Origin of the sequence: Lutimonas halocynthiae, assembly GCF_030409835.1 — a bacterium.
GTDB lineage: Bacteria > Bacteroidota > Bacteroidia > Flavobacteriales > Flavobacteriaceae > Lutimonas > Lutimonas halocynthiae.
Genome location: NZ_JAUFQO010000004.1, coordinates 484376 through 504179, shown reverse-complemented (window position 1 = coordinate 504179; position 19804 = coordinate 484376). Strand labels below are relative to the sequence as shown.

Here is a 19804-nt window from a genome sequence, read left to right as displayed (position 1 = left end):
GACCTCATGTTTAAAAAAGTAATTCTAGCCCTTGTCTTTATCGCAGCAGGCGTTTTGATTGGCAAATATTTCCTAGGAAATTCACAAACTACTGTGATGCCTAGTCCAAATAATCTGTACAGAACAGTTTCTTCAGGGGATGATGCTAAATCTTTGAACCGAGCTTTTAGTGGTAAAATTCATGAGGTTAAAAATGGAGATCTGATTATGGATGCCGTTCGAAGCGCTGCACCTGGTGACCTCATCCGTGTTTATCCTGGAACATATAAAGAGACGGTATATATAGACAAAGATGATATTAGTTTTCAAGGGATAATAATAGAAGGTGAATGGCCTGTATTGGATGGTGAAAAAGAATTGAACGATGCATTTTTGTATTCAGGAAACGGAATACAAATTGAGAGTTTTAAAATCATCAATTACAAAGGAAACGGTATTATGGGACAGGCTGGTAATAATTTTGTCCTTAGAAATAATTGGATCATTGATGCTGGTGTGTATGGTATATTCCCGCAGTTTGGTAAAAATGGATTGATAGAACATAATGTTTTATCTGGAATTGAAGACGCAGCTATTTATGTGGGGATGTGCGATAATATTGATGTATTGAATAATGAGGTGTTTGGCAATGTGGCGGGTATTGAAATTGAAAATTCAAGACATTGTCTTGTTGAGAACAACCTGGCTTATGACAATACAGGCGGTATTTTGGCATTTATTACACCAGGACTACCTATCAAAACAACCTTTGACGTGATCATTAGAAATAATTTTATTACTAAAAACAATCATGAAAATTTTGGGGCACCGGGTTCTATTGTTTCTGGAATTCCTCCAGGTACAGGTATTTTGGTGATGGCTGCTGATGACGTGATTATTGAAAATAATATTATTTCAGGGAATGACAATGCAGGTATTATTATTACAGATTTCGCCAATGGTGGGGCAGAAGCTTCAAATGATCCGGATTCTGATCCTAACCCTGACAGGATTATTATTCTGGATAATTTTATGATTGACAACGGCAATAATCCTGTCGGAGAATTAAAGGCCTTGATGATGACACAGTTTTCTACTACCGGCCCTGATATTTTGGCTATCGGGGGAGGAGAAGGGAGCACGATCAGGGATGTCGAAAGATATAGAACCTGGGGCTTAGGTGACTTTGGAACACCCGAGATCAGTACTACCCAGGAAATCAAATCGTTGCTTTTAGACAGCCCTGCACAACCTCGTGAAATAAGTAAAGAAGATCTTGGTGAGATGACCTATTATGGGATTTGCTCCGGATGTCATGCTTTTGACATTCGTTTAATTGGTGTACCAACAAATGTGATTCAGATGATTTATAAGGATAATCCACAAGGTATCGTTGACTACATCAATCATCCTAAAAACCTAAGAGAGGATTACCCTGAAATGCCACCTCAGGATTACCTGTCCCAAGAGGCTAAAATGGCTGTGGCTGAGTATATTCTGGCTCTAAAAAAATAATAAAAAAAAACTTTAATTTTTGTATTAAAAACATATCTTTGCACCGCAAAAGAAAAATGCAATTAAATTGTTTCTGAGCAAAATCAGAAGGCATAAAGAATAATAAATATTTTATAAGAATGGCAAAGATCACAGGTAAAGTTTCTCAAATTTTAGGAGCGGTAGTTGATGTTGAGTTTTCATCAGATAGTCAACTTCCAAGAATATACGACTCATTGGAGATCAAGAGAGAGGATGGTTCTATTTTGATTCTTGAGGTGGAACAACACATTGGTGAAGACACAGTGAGATGTATCGCTATGGATTCTGTCGATGGATTGAGCAGAGGCGTGGAAGTTCTTTCGGAAGGAAATCCTATTAAGGTTCCTGTTGGGGGTGAAATTTATGGAAGATTGTTCAATGTGAATGGAGATCCAATTGATGGTTTGAAAGCACTTCCTAAAGACGGAGATAACGGTTTACCAATACACAGATCATCGCCAAAATTTGAAGAGTTATCTACTTCAACTGAGGTTTTGTTTACTGGAATTAAAGTAATTGACCTTATTGAGCCATATTCAAAAGGTGGAAAAATTGGATTATTTGGTGGAGCAGGAGTTGGAAAAACGGTTCTTATCCAAGAATTGATTAATAATATTGCTAAGGGTCATGGTGGTTTATCTGTATTCGCAGGAGTTGGTGAAAGAACACGTGAAGGTAATGACTTGTTAAGAGAGATGCTTGAGTCAGGTATTATCAAATATGGTGACGCTTTTGAAAAATCAATGGAAGAAGGCGGATGGGATCTTGACAAGGTAGATATGTCAGCCTTAAAAGAATCAAAACTTACTTTTGTATTTGGTCAGATGAATGAGCCTCCTGGAGCACGTGCACGTGTTGCTTTATCAGGATTGACAATAGCAGAATATTTTAGAGATGGAGCCGGAGACGGTCAAGGTAAAGATATTTTGTTCTTTATTGACAATATATTTAGATTTACGCAAGCAGGTTCTGAGGTATCAGCACTTTTAGGACGTATGCCATCAGCAGTAGGTTACCAACCAACATTGGCAACTGAAATGGGAGCGATGCAAGAAAGAATTACTTCTACAAAGAACGGATCGATTACATCTGTACAGGCGGTATATGTTCCTGCGGATGATTTAACGGATCCTGCACCAGCAACAACATTTGCTCACTTGGATGCTACAACGGTATTGTCTCGTAAGATTTCTGAATTAGGTATTTATCCTGCAGTTGATCCATTAGATTCAACTTCAAGAATTCTTAGTAGAGAGATTTTAGGTGATGAGCATTATGATACGGCACAAAGAGTAAAAGAAACGCTTCAAAAATATAAAGAGTTACAAGATATTATTGCGATTCTAGGTATGGAAGAATTGTCTGAAGAAGATAAGTTGATCGTACACAGAGCACGTCGTGTACAACGTTTCTTATCTCAGCCATTTCACGTAGCTGAGCAATTTACTGGTATTCCTGGTTCGTTAGTTGATATTAAGGATACGATTAAAGGTTTCAACATGATTATGGACGGAGAATTGGATAAATATCCTGAAGCCGCTTTTAACCTTAGAGGAACTATTGAAGAAGCTATGGAAGCAGGAGAAAAAATGTTGACTGACGCTTAAAACCAAAAACCATGTTTTTAGAAATTGTAACACCTGAGGCAAGTATTTTTCAGGGCGATGTTGACTCAGTAATTGTTCCCGGAGTAGTAGGAGAATTTCAAATACTGAATAACCACGCTCCGATTGTGTCTTTGCTTAAAGAAGGAAAAGTAAGAATTCGAGGTAGTTTTGCACTTGATGAAGCATTTGAAGGTAAATTTTCAAATGGTGATAACGGAACTAAGGTTTTGGATATCAATAGCGGAACTATCGAAATGAATGATAACAAAATCATTATTCTGGTAGATTGATATTAGAGTTGATTATATAAAAAAAACCTCATGCAAAGCATGAGGTTTTTTTTATATAAAAAGGTTCATTCCAAAACTAAGGCCGTTTGATTTAGGTACAAATCGGCAGACACCACCAACACAGATCAGCCCCCCTCTTTGTCGTCCATAGTTCAATGAGAATTTAGTCTTTTTATGCCTGAAGCTACCTCCGGCATTGTAATAATGAATTCGTTCAATTTCATTCTCGTTACCATAATTGTATTGGTCACTTACATAGACTGAGAATTTTCTTAAAAAATTGTACTCTATAAGCCCTCCAACCCAATTCTGTTTATCGTCTTTGGTCCAAAGATGCTCGAGCTGAAATCTCAGTTCATTCTTGTTATTAATAGTATAGTGCGAATCGATGGCTGCTATGTTCGTCGTGACAGTACCTGAAGAGGCCTCTAAACGTTCTTTATTGTAAAATTGGCGTATCCAGTACACTGAGCTTCGCCATTGCTTAGACCACTGATTCCTGACTTCCAGATTAAGGTCTGTATAATATTTATCGCCATATTTGAAGAAGTCTGCTGAATATTGTCGGTTTTCCAAATCAAAATCAGCATTTAAGCCATACCAGGCCGCGTAGTTCAAAGCCAAAACTGTTCCATATTTTTCTGCCCAACTATTTTTTTTAGTGAACTTATAATACAGGTCTATTTGTTGCCCAATTTCACCTGCCTTTCCTCCGGCAATAAAACTTAATTGGGGTTGAGACTGATAAACATAAATATTAGAAAGCCCTACATTGTGTTGTTTGGTGAGGGCTGGCAAATAATTTACGATGAGTTGGTTGTAAATATTAGCATATGATTCTCGATCTGTGTAAAAGGCCATATTTTCCATTCTTCTAAAAGTCAGATCAACACCAAATCCTGGTTTAAAAAACCCAATGTTAAAAGCAAGTGCATTTCCTGAGAACAGTCTGCTATCTATTACATTTCCGAATTCTACTAAGGCGTCATCGCCTTTGTACACTGCTTCTATATGCGTATACAGACTGCCAGATGTGTAGGTTATTTTTCCTGAATACAAATTTGTGAATTCCTTAAAATCAGGATTTGATGATTCAAAAGCCTGATAACGCCCTACGATTCCTAAATCAAGATTGAATTTTGTTCCTAAGGAGAAAATCGAGTTGAGGCCATAAAGCGTACCATCAGAAATATCAAAGCCATATTTTTGCTTACCAACAAAACTTTTTAACTGAATTTTGTTCGATAAATGAGCATCAATATTGATTCCTACTAAGGCATTATTAATTCCTAATTGTCTGTCTTCCCAAGAGCGATAAGTCATGCCGCTGCTAAATTGATCAAGAAGATACCCTCCTGACAGTTTTACATGCTTAGTGTTATAGCTTACCGAAGCCATTGAAAAGCCAAATTTTTGATCAAATTCAGGAGCATAACCTAATAAGGCTTCTTCAATATAAGATTCAAACTGAATTGAAGCATTAAGTTTATTTTTGAAATAATTAAATCGCAGGTAATTGTTTGATCTAAAATCAGTGTCACCAGGGTTGACTACTTTATCATCGTCAGTATAGTAAGTAATTTGAGATTCTAAACTGCCAGATAAATCATTAATAAACTGTGCCTTTAATGCATTGCTCGACGCCATGACAAATAGAAAAAGTATCAATAGCCTGTTATACATTTAGTCGCGATTTATGTCTTTTATTTTTGAAAAAAGTGTGATTTCATCACCATTAAGGTAACCTGTGCTCTCATATAGAATTTGATTCTGATAAATAAGTACTGTATGCGGTATGTTTATAATATTCAGAGTTCGTTTAACCTCCTGATTTGAATCAATGAAGACTTCAAATTTCCAGTCATTCCCATTCAGCATTGGTGCAATTCGCGAAATGGTGCGTGAATCGTCTATTGAAACCGCCAACACTTTTGCATTGAGATCATTTTCAATATAATCAAGGTTTTCATTAAAAGCATCCAATTCCTTTAAACAAGGTTCACACCAAGTTGCCCAGAAGCTAATTATCACAACTTTATCTAAACTGAGCTCGTTCACATTTGTTTGACTTCCATCAATTGCATGTAGATTTAATAAAGGCAATGTTTTCTGAGAAAAAGAAATTTGCACAGATCCAGCAATTAAAACCAAAAGTAAAATAAATTTAGAATCAGAAAATCTCATAATTATTCGTCAAAGGAGAAATTATCATAGAATTTCCCCCAAGCCCAGAATAGGGCAAAAAAGCCTGTATGCGATTGGAGTTGATCTCCTTGCCTTGGGCCTGAAATAGCTTGCCCAAAAACGTTCCACTGGTTATTATCACTATCTCTCATTACAATTGGAAAATTATTTTGAACTGCTTCAAAAGATGCATTTGAATCATTAATATAAGAGGTAATATAATGGTCACTTTTATTGCCGATGACCAAGGTTTTCTTATTGTTAATAATGACGGATTTCAGCGTAGTTGAAACGCCAAAATCATCATAATGATAGATAAATACTTTTGCAGTCTTACCGTTTACTGAACTTAAATTATTTCCGCCGATAATACCATATACCAGGTCTCCTATTTTCACGTCAGCTTTGTTGGCCGTCGATCCAGATTGTAATTCTGGGACACTGGAATTGGTAAACACTTTGGCATCAGGAAAGTTTTCTTTCACGGTTTTCCAAGTCATTTCGACAAAATTCAGTGTTTCACTAAATTCTCCTGCATAAGAACCTTTGATACATTGGCCCATCATTTGAGACCAATAGGTATCGCTCTTCTCATTCTTCAGTATTACGTTATCATGAAGCAGGTAGCCTGAGGCCCTTAATATAAAAGAGTCATTATTATACTCACCGTTGATGAGCAAGGCACTTTGAGTTAGCGGACAGTAAGTTATGGCATAAGGTTTACCATTAATCCTGTCATTGACTGACTCAAAATTATTTAAATAATTATAGGGATATATTTTGACTTCTCCATCGAGACTTACAGCAGCTACTAGAATATCGTCAGCTAAAAATTCAACATTTTTAGCTAGAAACATTACTGGGTCTTTAGCCAATGGGAATGGATTGTCAGAGCCATTGATCAGGCCCTTGTCGATTGTCCATTCAAATTCTCTTTCAACCGGAGGTGATACAGTGTTATTTGTTTCCGGAAAGTCATCAGACCCGCCACCACATGACAGCATCATACAAGCTATTATCACCAAAATAAATGGATACTTCATTTTCAGACTTTTGCCTTAAGTCGTTAAAATGATGTCTGTCTTACAAAAACATAAAAAAAGCAATAGATTGTTATAAAATCTAGCGGTCTAGAATTGACCGGTCAGCCATTTATAAATATCATTACCATTTGCAAAAAGCAGCAGAGAAATAAGAATTATAAAACCAGTGATTTGTGCGTACTCCAAAAATTTATCACTAGGTTTTCTTCCACTGATAATTTCAAAAAGGGTAAATACCACATGTCCTCCATCCAATGCTGGGATGGGCAATAGATTCATAAATCCTAGCATAATTGAAAGCAGTGCTGTAATGCTCCAAAATGCCTGCCAATTCCATTTCGATGGGAAAATGCTACCAATGGTAATAAATCCGCCCAACTGCGTTGCGCCTTTTTTAGTAAACACATATTTGAACTGACCCATATAATCTTTAAGCGTCCAGTATGCTTTTGAAAAACCTGGAACAATACTTTCTCCAAAACTATAATCCTTATGAGTTATGGCGATCACGTCTTCTGTATATCCTTTTGGATAAACGCCAAGTTTTTGTTCATCATTGGGAACGATTAAGAAAGATTCTGTACGCCCTTCTCTATCTACGGTTACTTTTATTTCTTTTCCTTTTGGATTATTCTTGACCACTTCAGTGAATTCATTCCAAAATAATACTTCTTGATCATTTACTGCAGTTACTACATCTCCTTTTTGCAAACCTACTAGTTCTGCAGGTGATTCAGCGATAACACTATCAAGAATAGCATGGATTCTCGGATTGAACGGATCCATATTCCCAGTTTGCCACATTTGTAAGCCAATATCTTCAGGTAACTCAATAATTTCGGAATTACCATCAACATGCGACACCTCAATATTATTCACTTCTCTCAAAAAAAGATGTTTGTTAATATCGAGAACATTGACAGGTATTTCATTATTGACCTTTACAATTTTATCTCCATCCTTAAAACCAAGGTCTTTGAATAGATCAGTAACTGAAAACCCTTCTTTGACATCTTGAGGCGCTACAAAGTCATTTCCCCAGGCATTAAACATCATGATATAGATGAAAATTCCAAGAATAAAATTCACGGTAACTCCTCCCAGCATAATGATAAGTCTCTGCCATGCCGGTTTTGATCGAAATTCCCATGGTTGTGGAGGTTGAGCCATTTGCTCTTTGTCCATACTTTCATCGATCATTCCCGAAATCTTTACGTATCCTCCTAAGGGAATCCAGCCTATTCCGTATACCGTATCACCAATTTTCTTTTTGAAAATAGAAAATTTATAATCAAAGAAGAGGTAAAACTTTTCAACTCTGGTTTTGAATAGTTTGGCAGGGATAAAGTGTCCAAGTTCGTGTAAAACAATGAGCAAAGATAAACTCAATAAGAACTGGGTAATTTTTATGTATGTTTCCATTGATAAATTTCAAAATTTTAAGGGTGACAAATGTACACTTTATGCATTGTATTAGGAAATATGAATTCTGAAAAAAAATGTTAATACTGTTATTTTTTCAAAATTGTCTTGTGCAGGCTCCCTTGATCAGTATCTATTACTATTAAATGCACTCCGAAGCTGAGTTGGTTTAAGCTTATTTGATTTGTTGGGTCAGCCATTTCTAACATTTTTTCGCCCAAAACGTTATAAATCGTAATTTTTTTGATGTAAATAATTCCATTAGTTGACAAATTTAGGATGTCACTTGCCGGGTTAGGATAAACTGAAATAATGTTTTGAAGACTCTCTGAGTCAAGTCCTAACACTGCTCGGTTGTTTTTTGAGATAAGTTGTGTTTCAGGATCAATCTGAACTGATACAACTTTGAAATTTAATTGAATGCTGAACAACTGTTCATCTTCGGATACTTCAAGGCGCAATTTTTCAGATTCACCTGAAGGACCAGTTACCGTTACAGGCAAGGGCATTTCAAAAAACGAAACGGAAGGGTGAGACTGATCTTGACTGACTTGAAGATGTATGATTTGATCTGAATCATTCTGGCTCCACACGAGGTCATATTCAGGATATCCCTGACCGTAAAACCAGTCGGCAAAAAATTCATCAAGGTCTACAAGGCTTGTAGCTTCTAAATGTCTTTGAAGATCTTTAGTTTTTGCATAAGAAAAGGCGAGTGTAGGGTCAGCTAAATAGTTTTTAACAGCAGTAAAAAAATGATCATCTCCAATTTTATACCTGAGCATATGAAGAATCATGGCTCCTTTTCGATACGTCAATCTGCTGTCAAATATTCTGGAAACAGAAGTTGTATCGGTTACGAATGTCGATCCTGAAGAAATTGAAGTGACACTGTTAACCACTGACTTTCTCCATTGTGAAAACGTTTCCTGTCCGTTAAAGTTTTCATAGACTAAACCATCTAAATACGTTGCAAAGCCTTCATTCAGCCAGATATCTTCCCAACTTCCGCACGTTATTTTGTTTCCAAACCATTGATGAGCCAATTCATGGGCTATAAGACCGCGACTCCATCCACCCATAAAAGTCATGGTAGTATGCTCCATACCGCCACCCCAACCAAATTGTGCATGGCCGTATTTCTCCTTTGAAAATGGATACATTTCAAAAAGATCATTAAAAAGAACCATGATATCTGGTGTAATTGCAGTACTGCTTTTTGCAGCATTCAATCCTTCTGGATAGACATAATTGACGATGTCAAAGGGTAATTCTGGTGCATTTTCTTTATAAACGGAGTAATTTGTAACTGCAATGGCAATTAAATATGCCGGTATCGGATATTTGTGACGCCAATGTGTAACGGTGTTAAACCCTTCAGCTTTTTCTGAAATCAATAGCCCGTTAGATGCCGCTTTGTATTGACTGGGGTGTTTGATCATGACATCAATAGAGTCAATTTTATCTATCAAATCCTGCTTGCAAGGCCACCAGCCTTTGGCGCCATAAGGTTCTGATAAAGTCCATAATACCGGTGTATTACTACTTCCATGAGTATTGATTTCGAATGATCCAAAACCTGAACTTACCGGATTTCCTCCATAAGATATGGTTAAAGAATCCAGTTTGCCTTTATTTTGTGTTATGGAAAGATCAATAACGAGCTCTTCATTATTTTGATTATAACTCAATGATTTTCCTCGCTGCATGATAGCACTTACCTGCATGTTGTCAGCTAGATCAAATACAATCTGATTCATGTCACTTAGAGCGGTATAATAAGTGGTTACTTCTCCTTTTATTTGAGCCTTTGTCGGGTCTACTTCCCAGTAAAGTCTATGGTAACTTATGTCGTAATTTGCAGTGTTTGGATTGGCTTTAAAGGCAATCTTATTTGCAGAATATTTTTCTTCAGAAGAGGAAATTTCCTTCAGATATTCGAGGTCAATTTCACCAGACTGTTGGGCACAGATAGAAACAGAAAATAATAGGAGAACATTGCGTAATATATACCTCATAAAGATTATTTTTGTAAGTCTGTTAGCAATTTTTTAGGAATGCCAAAGATACAAAATATGTATTTAATCCAATTTTTCAAGAAATCGAAATCGACTTTAATATTCTTATTGTTCTTTACAATTATCTTTGTTCCAATCCTTTATTTCCTTGTAAAGCCTAAAAGTCAACTTCCTGTTTATAATCCTGTTGATGTCAATCCAAGACTGGTAGATGATGCGGTTAAGCACATTAGCCGTGATCATAGAATAGGAGAATTTCATTTGATTAACCAGCAAGGAGACTCTATTGGTTCAAAAGATTTTGAAGGTAAAATCTATATTGCTGATTTCTTTTTCACCAGATGTCAGACCATTTGCCCAATTATGGCCATTAACATGGCCGAATTACAGGAATTTTATAAAGATGATATTGAAATGAAGTTCCTTTCACATTCGGTTACACCAGTAATCGACAGTGTTCCTGTATTACAAGCTTATGCTGTTAAAAATGGTGCCATAGATGGAAAGTGGGAAATAACTACTGGAGATAAAAAACACATTTATGAATTGGCCAGAAAATCATATTTTGCTGTATTGGATGAAGGCGACGGCGGGGAACAGGATTTTATTCACACCGAACAATTTGTGTTGATTGATAAACAAAAACAAATCAGAGGATTCTACGACGGTACCGATGCCGAAGAAATAGAGCGAATTAAAAAGGATGTTGCTATACTGCAATCAGAAGAATAATAAGCCTGCCATTTTACTGTCTATTTTATTTAGTCTTTAGTGATAATTATCAGTTTTAAACAAATAAATTTGCGTAATTTCGCATAGTATTTATAATTAATCTAAATAAAAATTGGCTACTAGCATCGCAAGTTTAAAGGTTGGAGAAAGAGGAATAATTGAGGATATTTCAATTGATAGTATTCCTTTGTCACTTCTTGAAATGGGTTGCTTACCCGGAGAAAGCGTTGAATTATTGCAAAAAGCGCCACTGAAAGATCCATTATATATACGTGTTAATGGTAGTCATCTCGCTATCAGAACAGAAACAGCTTCACAAATTCTGATCATCAAAGAATAATACATGCCGGAGATTAAAGCCATAAAAGTTGCTTTAGTAGGAAATCCCAATACAGGAAAAACCTCTTTGTTCAACACCTTAACAGGGTTGAATCAAAAAGTAGGGAATTATCCAGGAATAACTGTAGATAAAAAAGTAGGTAAAGCCCAATTATCTGAAGACATCAATGCCTCAATTGTTGATTTACCGGGAACCTACAGTATCAACCCGACCAGTATCGATGAGAATATTGTTTTACAAACTTTACTAAACAACAAGCATCAAGATTTTCCTGATGTTATTGTGGTAGTGGCGGATGTTGAGAATATCAAGAGGAACCTGCTTCTTTATTCTCAGATCAAAGATTTAAAAATACCAACCATACTTGTCATCAATATGGCTGATCAACTGAGCAGAAAAGGAGTTGACATTGACCTAGATGAATTAAAGAAAAAACTTAAAAGTGAGGTTGTTCTCATAAGTGCCAGAAAGAATACGGGTATTGATAAGCTGAAGCAAGCCATACTTGATTATAAAGATTTAAATACATCAGTCTTAGCTAATATTTCAGAAAAAATTGATAAAGACTATTTTGAAAAGATGGCGAATGATTTTCCGAATATGTCTCTTTATAAAACATGGTTGTGCATAACTCAATTAGATGATTATGATGGTCTGAACGCAAAAGAACTGGCATTAATCAATGACTATAAAAAGGACACATTAAAGTTAAAGAAATACCAGCATAAGGAAACTATATATCGTTACCAACAGATCAATGCAATTTTAAAAAAAACCTATAGGGTTGATAAATCAAAGGCGAAAGACCTGCGAACCAAGCTTGACAAAGTACTGACGCATAAAGTGTTTGGTTATGTGATTTTTGCGGTTATTCTGATGGTTATATTTCAATCAATATTTGATTGGGCGTCTGTTCCAATGGATTTTATTGATGCTTTTTTTGCAGAAATGAGTACCAAGGTAAAACAGGTATTGCCAGAAGGGCGACTCACTGATTTGATCAGTGAAGGTATCATTCCTGGTATAGGAGGGATTGTCATATTTATTCCTCAAATAGCGATCCTCTTTCTGTTTGTCTCTATTTTAGAAGAGACAGGCTATATGAGCAGGGTGGTATTCTTAATGGATAAAATAATGAGGCGTTTTGGGATGAGTGGAAAGAGTGTTGTTCCCCTAATTTCTGGAACAGCCTGTGCGATTCCAGCAGTAATGGCTGCTCGTAATATCAGTAGCTGGAAGGAAAGATTAATTACAATTATGGTGGTTCCCTTTGTGACTTGTTCAGCACGCCTGCCTGTATATGCCATTATTATTGCCTTAATTATTCCTAAAGAAAGAGTCTTAGGGATATTTAGTTTGCAGGGTTTGACTTTACTTGGTTTGTATTTATTAGGGTTTTTAACAGCAATGATATCAGGATACCTGCTTCATAAAACACTGAAGATTGAAAAAAAGAGTTTTTTCTTAATTGAAATGCCCGATTATAAGTTACCATCTCTTAAGAATATTTTTTACACTGTTATTGAAAAAACAAAAGCTTTTGTTTTTGGTGCAGGAAAAATTATTCTTGCTATTTCAATAATTTTATGGTTTTTGGCTTCAAATGGTCCGACAAAATTTGATTCGGCTGAAGTAGATTTTGCTTCCAGATCTGATATGAAAATGGCTGAACCTGAAACTTATAATGAAGCGCTAGCATCTTATAAATTAGAACAGTCTTATATTGGGGTGATGGGTAAAGCCATAGAGCCTGCTATTCGACCTTTAGGCTATGATTGGAAAATTGGAATTGCTTTAATTGCTTCCTTCGCAGCCAGAGAGGTATTTGTGGGTACCTTAGCAACTATCTATAGTGTTGGGAACGATGACGAGGAGAACACAACTATCAAACAGAGAATGTCTGAAGAAGTAAATGAAATAACAGGTGAAAAATTGTTTAATATTCCTGTTGGGATGTCACTCTTGGTGTTTTATGCATTTGCTATGCAGTGCGTCAGTACGCTGGCTATTGTGAAACGAGAAACCAATAGCTGGAAATGGCCGATGATACAGCTTTTTGGAATGGGACTAATTGCTTATGTAGCATCCTACATTACCTTTACTCTTTTAAGTTAGTATTATGGTCCAAGAAATATTAGTATACGCCGCTGTTATTCTTGCCTTACTTTTTTTGTTTAAAAAGTATATTTTTAAAACAAAAAAGAAAGGCGGTGATTGCGATTCAGATTGTAATTGTTGACCTTTTCATTATCAAAAACCACTTTTTCATAAACATTAATGTATAGGGTTTGTATTATTTTTCTATATTTAATCCATGCTAAAGGTTCATCATAACCATTTATAAAGCCAAAATCAAATCATTAATTCTTTTTCATGAAATCAACTACAACATTCAAATTTATACTTCTTGCTTGCTTCTTGCTAAGTCAGGCAATTGAAGCACAGATTAAGATCGGGGCAAAAGCCGGATATAGTGTAGGTAGACTTACCGACAATTCAAACAATATTTATACCGAAGATTATGAATCAACCTCAGGAATCGACTTTGGGATGACCCTCGAATTTCCGGTCTCGGAATTATTTTCGATACAAACTGAAGTTCTTTATACGCAAAGGGGTGGGACAAGAGAAGGCATGCAACCTATCCCTACAAAAGCATTAGAATCTTTTGGATCTATTGAACAGTTAAATTTTATGTTGGCACTTCAGGGAAAAGATCCGGTAAGTGATACAAATCCAATGTATGCCGATTTTACCAATGAGTCAGATCTAAATTATATTGAAATACCAATTTTAGGAAAATTAGGTTGGGGAGAAACCTGGAGGTTTTATGTAGAAGCCGGACCTTATGTAGGCTTTTTGGTGAGTTCAACTCAAAGAACCAGTGGATCAAGTTTAATCACCTTAGATGAGCAGGGAACTGATCCGCTTAGGGTTTTGAATCCGAATTATGTTCCAGGGGATCCTACTTCCGGACCACCATGGGTGCCGCTTCCTCCGCAAAGTTTCGATGCTGATACAGATACAAAAAGCGAGTTGAATACTTTGAATTTTGGGTTCCATGCAGGTGCCGGATTGATAAGAGAGATTTCAGACAAACATGAAGTATATCTTGGATTTAGAGGATCCTGGGGTGCCAAGACAATTCAAAAAGATAAAGTATACGGTGAAAGTCACATTGGAGGATTGGTCTTCTCCTTAGGTTACGCCTATACCTTATAAAGTTAAAAATAATAATAAAAAAAAGGAGCGGCATTTACCGCTCCTTTTTTTATGGCCCCTTGTTCCGGAACTATTGTTTATTTTCTGTATCAATTATGATGGTAACCGGCCCGTCATTAAGAAGGTCAATTTTCATGTCGGCTCCAAAGATTCCAGCGCCTACTTTTTTGTTGATAAGGGCTTCGGTTTTAGCAATAAATTCCTCATACAACGGAACCGCTATGTCTGCATTTGCAGCTTTTATATAGGAGGGTCTATTGCCTTTTTTTGTGCTGGCCATCAAAGTGAATTGGCTTACAATAATTAGATCGGCATCAACATCAATCACAGACTTATTCATGACGCCGGATTCGTCATCAAAGATCCTTAAATTGACAATTTTATTAGACAGCCATTGTATAGCTTCATGATCGTCAGTAGAGGTGATTCCAAGCAAGATTAAAAGGCCCTGATCTATTTGACTTACTACTTTATGATCAATGGTTACAGAAGCCCTGCTTACCCTTTGTATAACTGCTTTCATAATTATTAAATTTAAAAATCATAGCTGTTAGTTCGGTAATTTTCTTCATCTCCTTCAAGAATTTGAAGGTAACTTCTATATCTTGATTTTGCGATGTCGCCATGCTCTAATGCTTCTTTTACGGCGCATTTAGGTTCATTTACATGAAGACAATTATTAAATTTACAAAGGTGTTTTACTGCAAAAAATTCAGGAAAATAATCACCGATTTCGTGGTTTTCAAAATCGACAACTCCGAATCCTTTTATTCCGGGTGTATCAATAATATAGCTCTCCGGATCAGTGGGTAAGGCAAACATCTCAGCAAAAGTAGTGGTGTGCTGGCCTTGTTTATGTTGTGTCGAAACGATAGCTGTTTTTAATTGAAGCGTGTGATCTATAGCATTGATTAAGGTAGATTTTCCAACTCCTGAATGCCCAGAAAACATACTGATTTTACCCAGCATTAGTGCCTTTACCTTATCTATATTTATATTTTCAGTAGCAGATATTTCCAAGCACTTGTAACCTATATCCTGGTAGATTTTAATCAGTTTATTTTTTTTCTCTTCAAGAATTTCATCGTTGAGGTCCATTTTGTTGAATAATAGCACAGCTTCGATGTCATAAGCTCGGGCAGTGGCCAGAAAACGGTCTATAAAGGATGGGAAAGTTGGCGGATTATCAAGGGTGACAAGTAAAAAAGCAAGGTCTATATTGGCAGCAATGATATGTGTTTGTTTTGAGAGATTTACTGATTTTCGAACAATATAATTCTTTCTCTCGTGAATATTTGAGATGATTCCTGTATTGGAATTTAATTCCATTTCAAAATCAACATGATCTCCAACAGTCAAAGGACTGGTGCTTTTTATGCCTTTGGTCCTGAACTTACCTCTGATACGGCATTGAATTTGAGAATGTGAATCAGTTCTTACCCAATACCAGCTACCTGTTGATTTAACAATAACACCTGTCATAGATTCAATTAGTCTTTTAATATATCCAAAAGACCGTATCTAGTATTACGGTCTTTTGGCTTATTTTTTCCTTTATTAGGATTAATTATTGTCAGGTAAGGTAGTAAAGTCCTTAGCGTATTGCAGCATTTGGTCTGTAAAACTTTCAGGTTGAATTACTTCAATATCAATTATCTCATCGTTCTCATCCATTTTAGGAGATAAAACAGGATTAATAAAACCTGAGTAAGGTGCAGATTTAAACTGGCTATTTCTTTCAAGTACTTCTTTGTGTATTACCTGATCAACTTTTACCCCATATGTTTCAACCAGATTTTTACCGGATTCAAAATCGCCTTCTGATTTTATTCTTTGTATTTCTTTTAGAAGCTCTCCGAACAAGGCTCTTAACTTAACATAGTCATTGATCTTAAAATAGGTTTTTCCGTCTTTCTCAACTTTCTCTATCACATTGTCAGGGGCTCCTTTTTCGAAAGCCCATGCCGCAACTAATTGCCTGTTTCTCATGTGTGCTTCTTCTATATCGTCACCGAGGTTTAATCTAATTAATTGTGTCAGCAGACCATTTCTGATATACCCATCAAAAGCTGCTTTTCCGATACCATCGGCATTAGGAGAAATACCAATCTCTACTAACTTGTTATCTGGTAAGTAATAAAGACCAACAAGATCTGCTCTTGCTTCTTCCAGTGTAGAGGAATAATTTTTTAAAGTCTCCTTTGGTGTTCCAACGCCTGGGTTTAGTTTTCCACTGGCATGTCCAATTACCTCATGCAATGCGGTATGTAATTTATCGGCAAGCTGCCCGTATTCTTCCTCGGTTTTAATCTCTTCTTCATCAAAAGCAAACTCTTTTAACCTTCCACTGCTTCCGGCATTTGCATAGGCATGTATGATATTCCCTAATGAAACAGATTTGGATCCGTGTTGTTCTCGAATCCAATTGTTATTTGGTAAATTGATTCCGATAGGGGTAGAAGGAGATGCATCACCAGCTTCTCCGGCAACATTTACAGTCTTATAAGAAACACCGACTACATTTTCTTTTTTATGCGAAGGATCTAATGTAGAATTATCTTCAAACCATTGGGCATTTTCTGCCAATGCAGCCATTTTTTTAGACATTTCAAAATCTTTGATTTGAACAACTGATTCATAGGAACCCTTATAACCCTTAGGGTCATTATATACTTCGATGAATCCATTGATATAATCTATATCACCATCGGTTGATGTTGCCCATACAATATTATATTCATCCCATATTTTTAAGTCACCCGTAGCATAATACTCAATAAGTAGTTCAAGGCCTTTCTTCTGTGCATCATTTTCAGTTACTTCTTTCGCTTTATTTAGCCAATATATAATTTTGTCAATCGCAGCACCGTACATGCCATTGCTTTTCCAAATCTTTTCTATTACTTCACCGTTTTCTTTGACCAATTGAGAGTTTAACCCTTTTTCAATTGGTTGGTTTTTATCCACTTCAATCTGAGCATAAAATGCATCTACTTCTTCAGTTGTAAGGTCTTTACCATAGAAATTAATTGCAGACCCTTTAATAAGCCCAGTTGAGGCATTAAGGTTAACTTTTTTTAAATCCTCTTGGTTAAAGATTACTTCGAAAGCTGAATCCTCAAGTTTGACACGCGTTTCTTTCATAATCTCCTTTAAGTAATCAGCCGAAAATTTCGGAACAAATTTGTCATTCGCATAGTGATGATGTATACCATTTGCGAACCAAATCTTTTTCAGGTACGTTTCGAAATTTTTCCAGTCATCGGTATTTCTGTCTCCTTCATATTTTACGTAAACAACTTCAAGTGCCCTGCGAATTTTCAGGTTGTGTCTGTAGTTTTGATCATACATGATATCACGCCCTGATAAACCTGCCTGATTCAAATAATAGACATATTGTTTTTGTTTTAAACTAAGTTGATCGAAACCAGGAATTTGATACCTTAAAATTTTGATGTCATCAAATTGTTCTGAAAAGAAAGCAAAGGCTTGCTCATCGGTTTGAACCGGAGCTGAAATAGCTTTGTCTTCTGGTTTTGGTTGGCAAGAGCCAAGAATAAATACAATTGCGATTGCACTTATGATATATTTGAAATTCATGGAATAATTGTTTTAAATATTGTAGGTTCAAATTTATAGAAAAGTGGAGGGTTTACCAAATAAGCAAAGCTTATTAACACGCTGATAAATAATTAATTCTTAATTAATTATTATATTTGATTTCGTTCGTTACCAAACTTAATCCAAATGAGATTTTTAAAAAATATATTTCTTTTATTGCTTGCCGTGATCATTATTGCAGCATTGTATTTAGCCACTTTAGATGGTAGTTATGATATTAAACGAAGTAGGTTGATACAAGCTGATCAGATCTTAGTGTTCAATGAACTCAATGACTATAAAAACTGGCAAGAATGGGGGCCTTGGTTTGAAAAAGACTCTACAATTCGCGTACAATATAGTGACAATACAGTTGGTACAGGAGGAGCTTATACCTGGACTTCTGATATTGAAGGTGGCGGAAGAATGAAAACATTAGCTGTACATGAACCTGAACGATTAGATCAGGAAATTGTATTTGAAACTCCTTTTGGTGATATGATGTCAGATGTTTATTGGATGATTCAATCTTCTGACGATGGCACAAAGCTCACTTGGGGAATCAAAGGCGAAATGTCATTTTTCACAAGATTCATGGCTAGTGGTATGGAGGAGCAATTAGCACCAATGGAGGAAAGAGGACTTGAATTGTTTGATGAGAACCTTCAAAGAAAATTAAAAAAGCACAGTATAGATTCAATTGGAGTTGTTGATTTTAGCGGAGGGTTTTACTTATACCTTTCAACGTCTAGTAAAATAGCCAGCATGGATAATAAGTTGCAACCTATGATGCTCGAAATAGAACAATATATAGAAGATAATAGTATACGTGTTACAGGCAGCCCATTTACGATTTATCATAATTTTGATGAAGAAAATGGAACGACCATGTTTTCGATTGGTTATCCAATAGCTGAACGAATAGTGACGGTTGGATCAGATATACTTACCGGCTTTTTTGAAAGAGGAACATATTTCAAAACCGTATTAAAAGGCTCCTATGAAAATAGTAAACCAGCTTGGGAAAAAGCAATTTTCGATGCTTCCTCATTAAAGGAGTATAATTTTGTAGAAGCTGGAGAACCATTTGAGATTTATGTGAACAATCCTACCAATACACCTAACCCTGCTGAATTAATTTCTGAGATCTATTTACCGGTAGAAAAAATTAAGGTTTTAGAGTTACATGAAGATTATTGAAAATTAGAGCGCTTCTGATTTTATCTGCTCGTACCTGAAACAGGAACTAACATGATCATTCACCATTCCAATTGCCTGCATATATGCATAGATTACCGTTGATCCAACAAATTTAAAACCTTTTTTCTTAAGCGCTTTTGATATGGTGTCTGATAAGTCGGTAGTCGCTGGAACTTGACTCATATTATCCCATTGATTCGATATCGATTGGTTATCAGTAAAACTCCAGAAATAGTTGGAAAAACTGCCATATTCTTTTTGAATTTCAATAAATAATTGTGCATTGGAGATAGCACTTCTTATCTTTAGTTTATTTCGAATAATTCCAGTATTCATCAGTAACTCCTCATATTTAGCTTCATCATAATGAGCGATTTTTAAATAATCAAAATCGTCAAAAGCTTGTCTGAAATTCTCTCGTTTTCTCAGAATAGTTATCCAGCTCAATCCAGCCTGAAATGTTTCCAGAATTAAGAATTCAAATAAAATTTTATCTTCAAATAACGGGACTCCCCATTCATGGTCATGATAACTCATATAAAGCGGGTCGTTTCCACACCAATCACATCTCGATTTATCCATACTGATATTTTATAGGAACTAAGATAAATGCTTTTCATTAAAATGAGGT

Annotated in this window: 18 protein-coding genes; 9 read left to right on the top strand and 9 right to left on the bottom strand. The window is 35.9% G+C overall.

The window, feature by feature from the left end; all coding sequences use genetic code 11:
• Positions 1-6: 6 nt before the first annotated feature.
• From QWY87_RS08035 to QWY87_RS08025, 3 genes are all read left to right on the top strand, one after another.
• The gene (locus tag QWY87_RS08035; RefSeq protein WP_290290107.1) at positions 7-1494 is read left to right on the top strand and encodes a parallel beta-helix domain-containing protein; all 1488 of its coding nucleotides are present in this window, start codon (positions 7-9) and stop codon (positions 1492-1494) included.
• 119 nt (positions 1495-1613) lie between these two features.
• Complete coding sequence (gene atpD / locus QWY87_RS08030) at positions 1614-3122, top strand: F0F1 ATP synthase subunit beta (protein ID WP_290290105.1); 1509 nt, start codon at positions 1614-1616, stop codon at positions 3120-3122.
• 11 nt (positions 3123-3133) lie between these two features.
• The gene (locus tag QWY87_RS08025) at positions 3134-3412 is read left to right on the top strand and encodes a F0F1 ATP synthase subunit delta/epsilon (RefSeq protein WP_290290104.1); all 279 of its coding nucleotides are present in this window, start codon (positions 3134-3136) and stop codon (positions 3410-3412) included.
• A gap of 51 nt (positions 3413-3463) precedes the next feature.
• Here the strand turns inward: QWY87_RS08025 and QWY87_RS08020 are convergent, their stop codons facing one another.
• From QWY87_RS08020 to QWY87_RS08000, 5 genes are all read right to left on the bottom strand, one after another.
• Complete coding sequence (locus tag QWY87_RS08020; RefSeq protein ID WP_290290103.1) at positions 3464-5095, bottom strand: DUF6029 family protein; 1632 nt, start codon at positions 5093-5095, stop codon at positions 3464-3466.
• Entirely contained in the window at positions 5096-5596 is a 501-nt protein-coding gene (locus tag QWY87_RS08015) for a TlpA family protein disulfide reductase (protein WP_290290102.1), read from the bottom strand. It lies immediately after the preceding gene.
• Positions 5597-5598: 2 nt separating this feature from the next.
• A complete protein-coding gene (locus tag QWY87_RS08010) occupies positions 5599-6639 on the bottom strand; it encodes a DUF3179 domain-containing (seleno)protein (RefSeq protein WP_290290101.1) in 1041 nt (346 codons plus the stop codon).
• A gap of 87 nt (positions 6640-6726) precedes the next feature.
• On the bottom strand, positions 6727-8061 hold the full coding sequence (gene rseP / locus QWY87_RS08005) for an RIP metalloprotease RseP (protein WP_290290099.1): 1335 nt from the start codon (positions 8059-8061) through the stop codon (positions 6727-6729).
• 89 nt (positions 8062-8150) lie between these two features.
• A complete protein-coding gene (locus QWY87_RS08000) occupies positions 8151-10079 on the bottom strand; it encodes a M1 family aminopeptidase (protein WP_290290097.1) in 1929 nt (642 codons plus the stop codon).
• 39 nt (positions 10080-10118) lie between these two features.
• Between QWY87_RS08000 and QWY87_RS07995 the strand changes: the two genes are divergently transcribed.
• The 5 genes from QWY87_RS07995 (at position 10119) to QWY87_RS07975 (ending at position 14373) form a co-directional block, all read left to right on the top strand.
• Entirely contained in the window at positions 10119-10811 is a 693-nt protein-coding gene (locus QWY87_RS07995; protein ID WP_290290095.1) for an SCO family protein, read from the top strand.
• Between the two features lie 112 nt (positions 10812-10923).
• A complete protein-coding gene (locus QWY87_RS07990) occupies positions 10924-11151 on the top strand; it encodes a FeoA family protein (RefSeq protein WP_290290093.1) in 228 nt (75 codons plus the stop codon).
• A 3-nt stretch (positions 11152-11154) separates the two neighbouring features.
• Positions 11155-13266 (top strand): ferrous iron transport protein B, encoded by a 2112-nt coding sequence (feoB, locus tag QWY87_RS07985; RefSeq protein ID WP_290290091.1) that lies wholly within the window; start codon positions 11155-11157, stop codon positions 13264-13266.
• 4 nt (positions 13267-13270) lie between these two features.
• Positions 13271-13390: a FeoB-associated Cys-rich membrane protein gene (locus tag QWY87_RS07980; protein ID WP_290290089.1), complete on the top strand. Its 120-nt coding sequence runs from the start codon at positions 13271-13273 to the stop codon at positions 13388-13390.
• 134 nt (positions 13391-13524) lie between these two features.
• Positions 13525-14373: a porin family protein gene (locus QWY87_RS07975; protein WP_290290088.1), complete on the top strand. Its 849-nt coding sequence runs from the start codon at positions 13525-13527 to the stop codon at positions 14371-14373.
• Positions 14374-14443: 70 nt separating this feature from the next.
• Here the strand turns inward: QWY87_RS07975 and dtd are convergent, their stop codons facing one another.
• The 3 genes from dtd to QWY87_RS07960 all read right to left on the bottom strand — a co-directional run bounded on the left by dtd (position 14444) and on the right by QWY87_RS07960 (position 17973).
• A complete protein-coding gene (dtd, locus tag QWY87_RS07970) occupies positions 14444-14896 on the bottom strand; it encodes a D-aminoacyl-tRNA deacylase (RefSeq protein WP_290290087.1) in 453 nt (150 codons plus the stop codon).
• A gap of 11 nt (positions 14897-14907) precedes the next feature.
• Entirely contained in the window at positions 14908-15855 is a 948-nt protein-coding gene (gene rsgA / locus QWY87_RS07965; protein ID WP_290290086.1) for a ribosome small subunit-dependent GTPase A, read from the bottom strand.
• Positions 15856-15936: 81 nt separating this feature from the next.
• On the bottom strand, positions 15937-17973 hold the full coding sequence (locus tag QWY87_RS07960) for a dipeptidyl-peptidase 3 family protein (RefSeq protein ID WP_290290085.1): 2037 nt from the start codon (positions 17971-17973) through the stop codon (positions 15937-15939).
• A 147-nt stretch (positions 17974-18120) separates the two neighbouring features.
• Between QWY87_RS07960 and QWY87_RS07955 the strand changes: the two genes are divergently transcribed.
• A complete protein-coding gene (locus QWY87_RS07955; RefSeq protein WP_290290084.1) occupies positions 18121-19173 on the top strand; it encodes an SRPBCC family protein in 1053 nt (350 codons plus the stop codon).
• Positions 19174-19176: 3 nt separating this feature from the next.
• Here the strand turns inward: QWY87_RS07955 and QWY87_RS07950 are convergent, their stop codons facing one another.
• A complete protein-coding gene (locus QWY87_RS07950) occupies positions 19177-19755 on the bottom strand; it encodes a DNA-3-methyladenine glycosylase I (protein ID WP_290290083.1) in 579 nt (192 codons plus the stop codon).
• Positions 19756-19804: the final 49 nt, after the last annotated feature.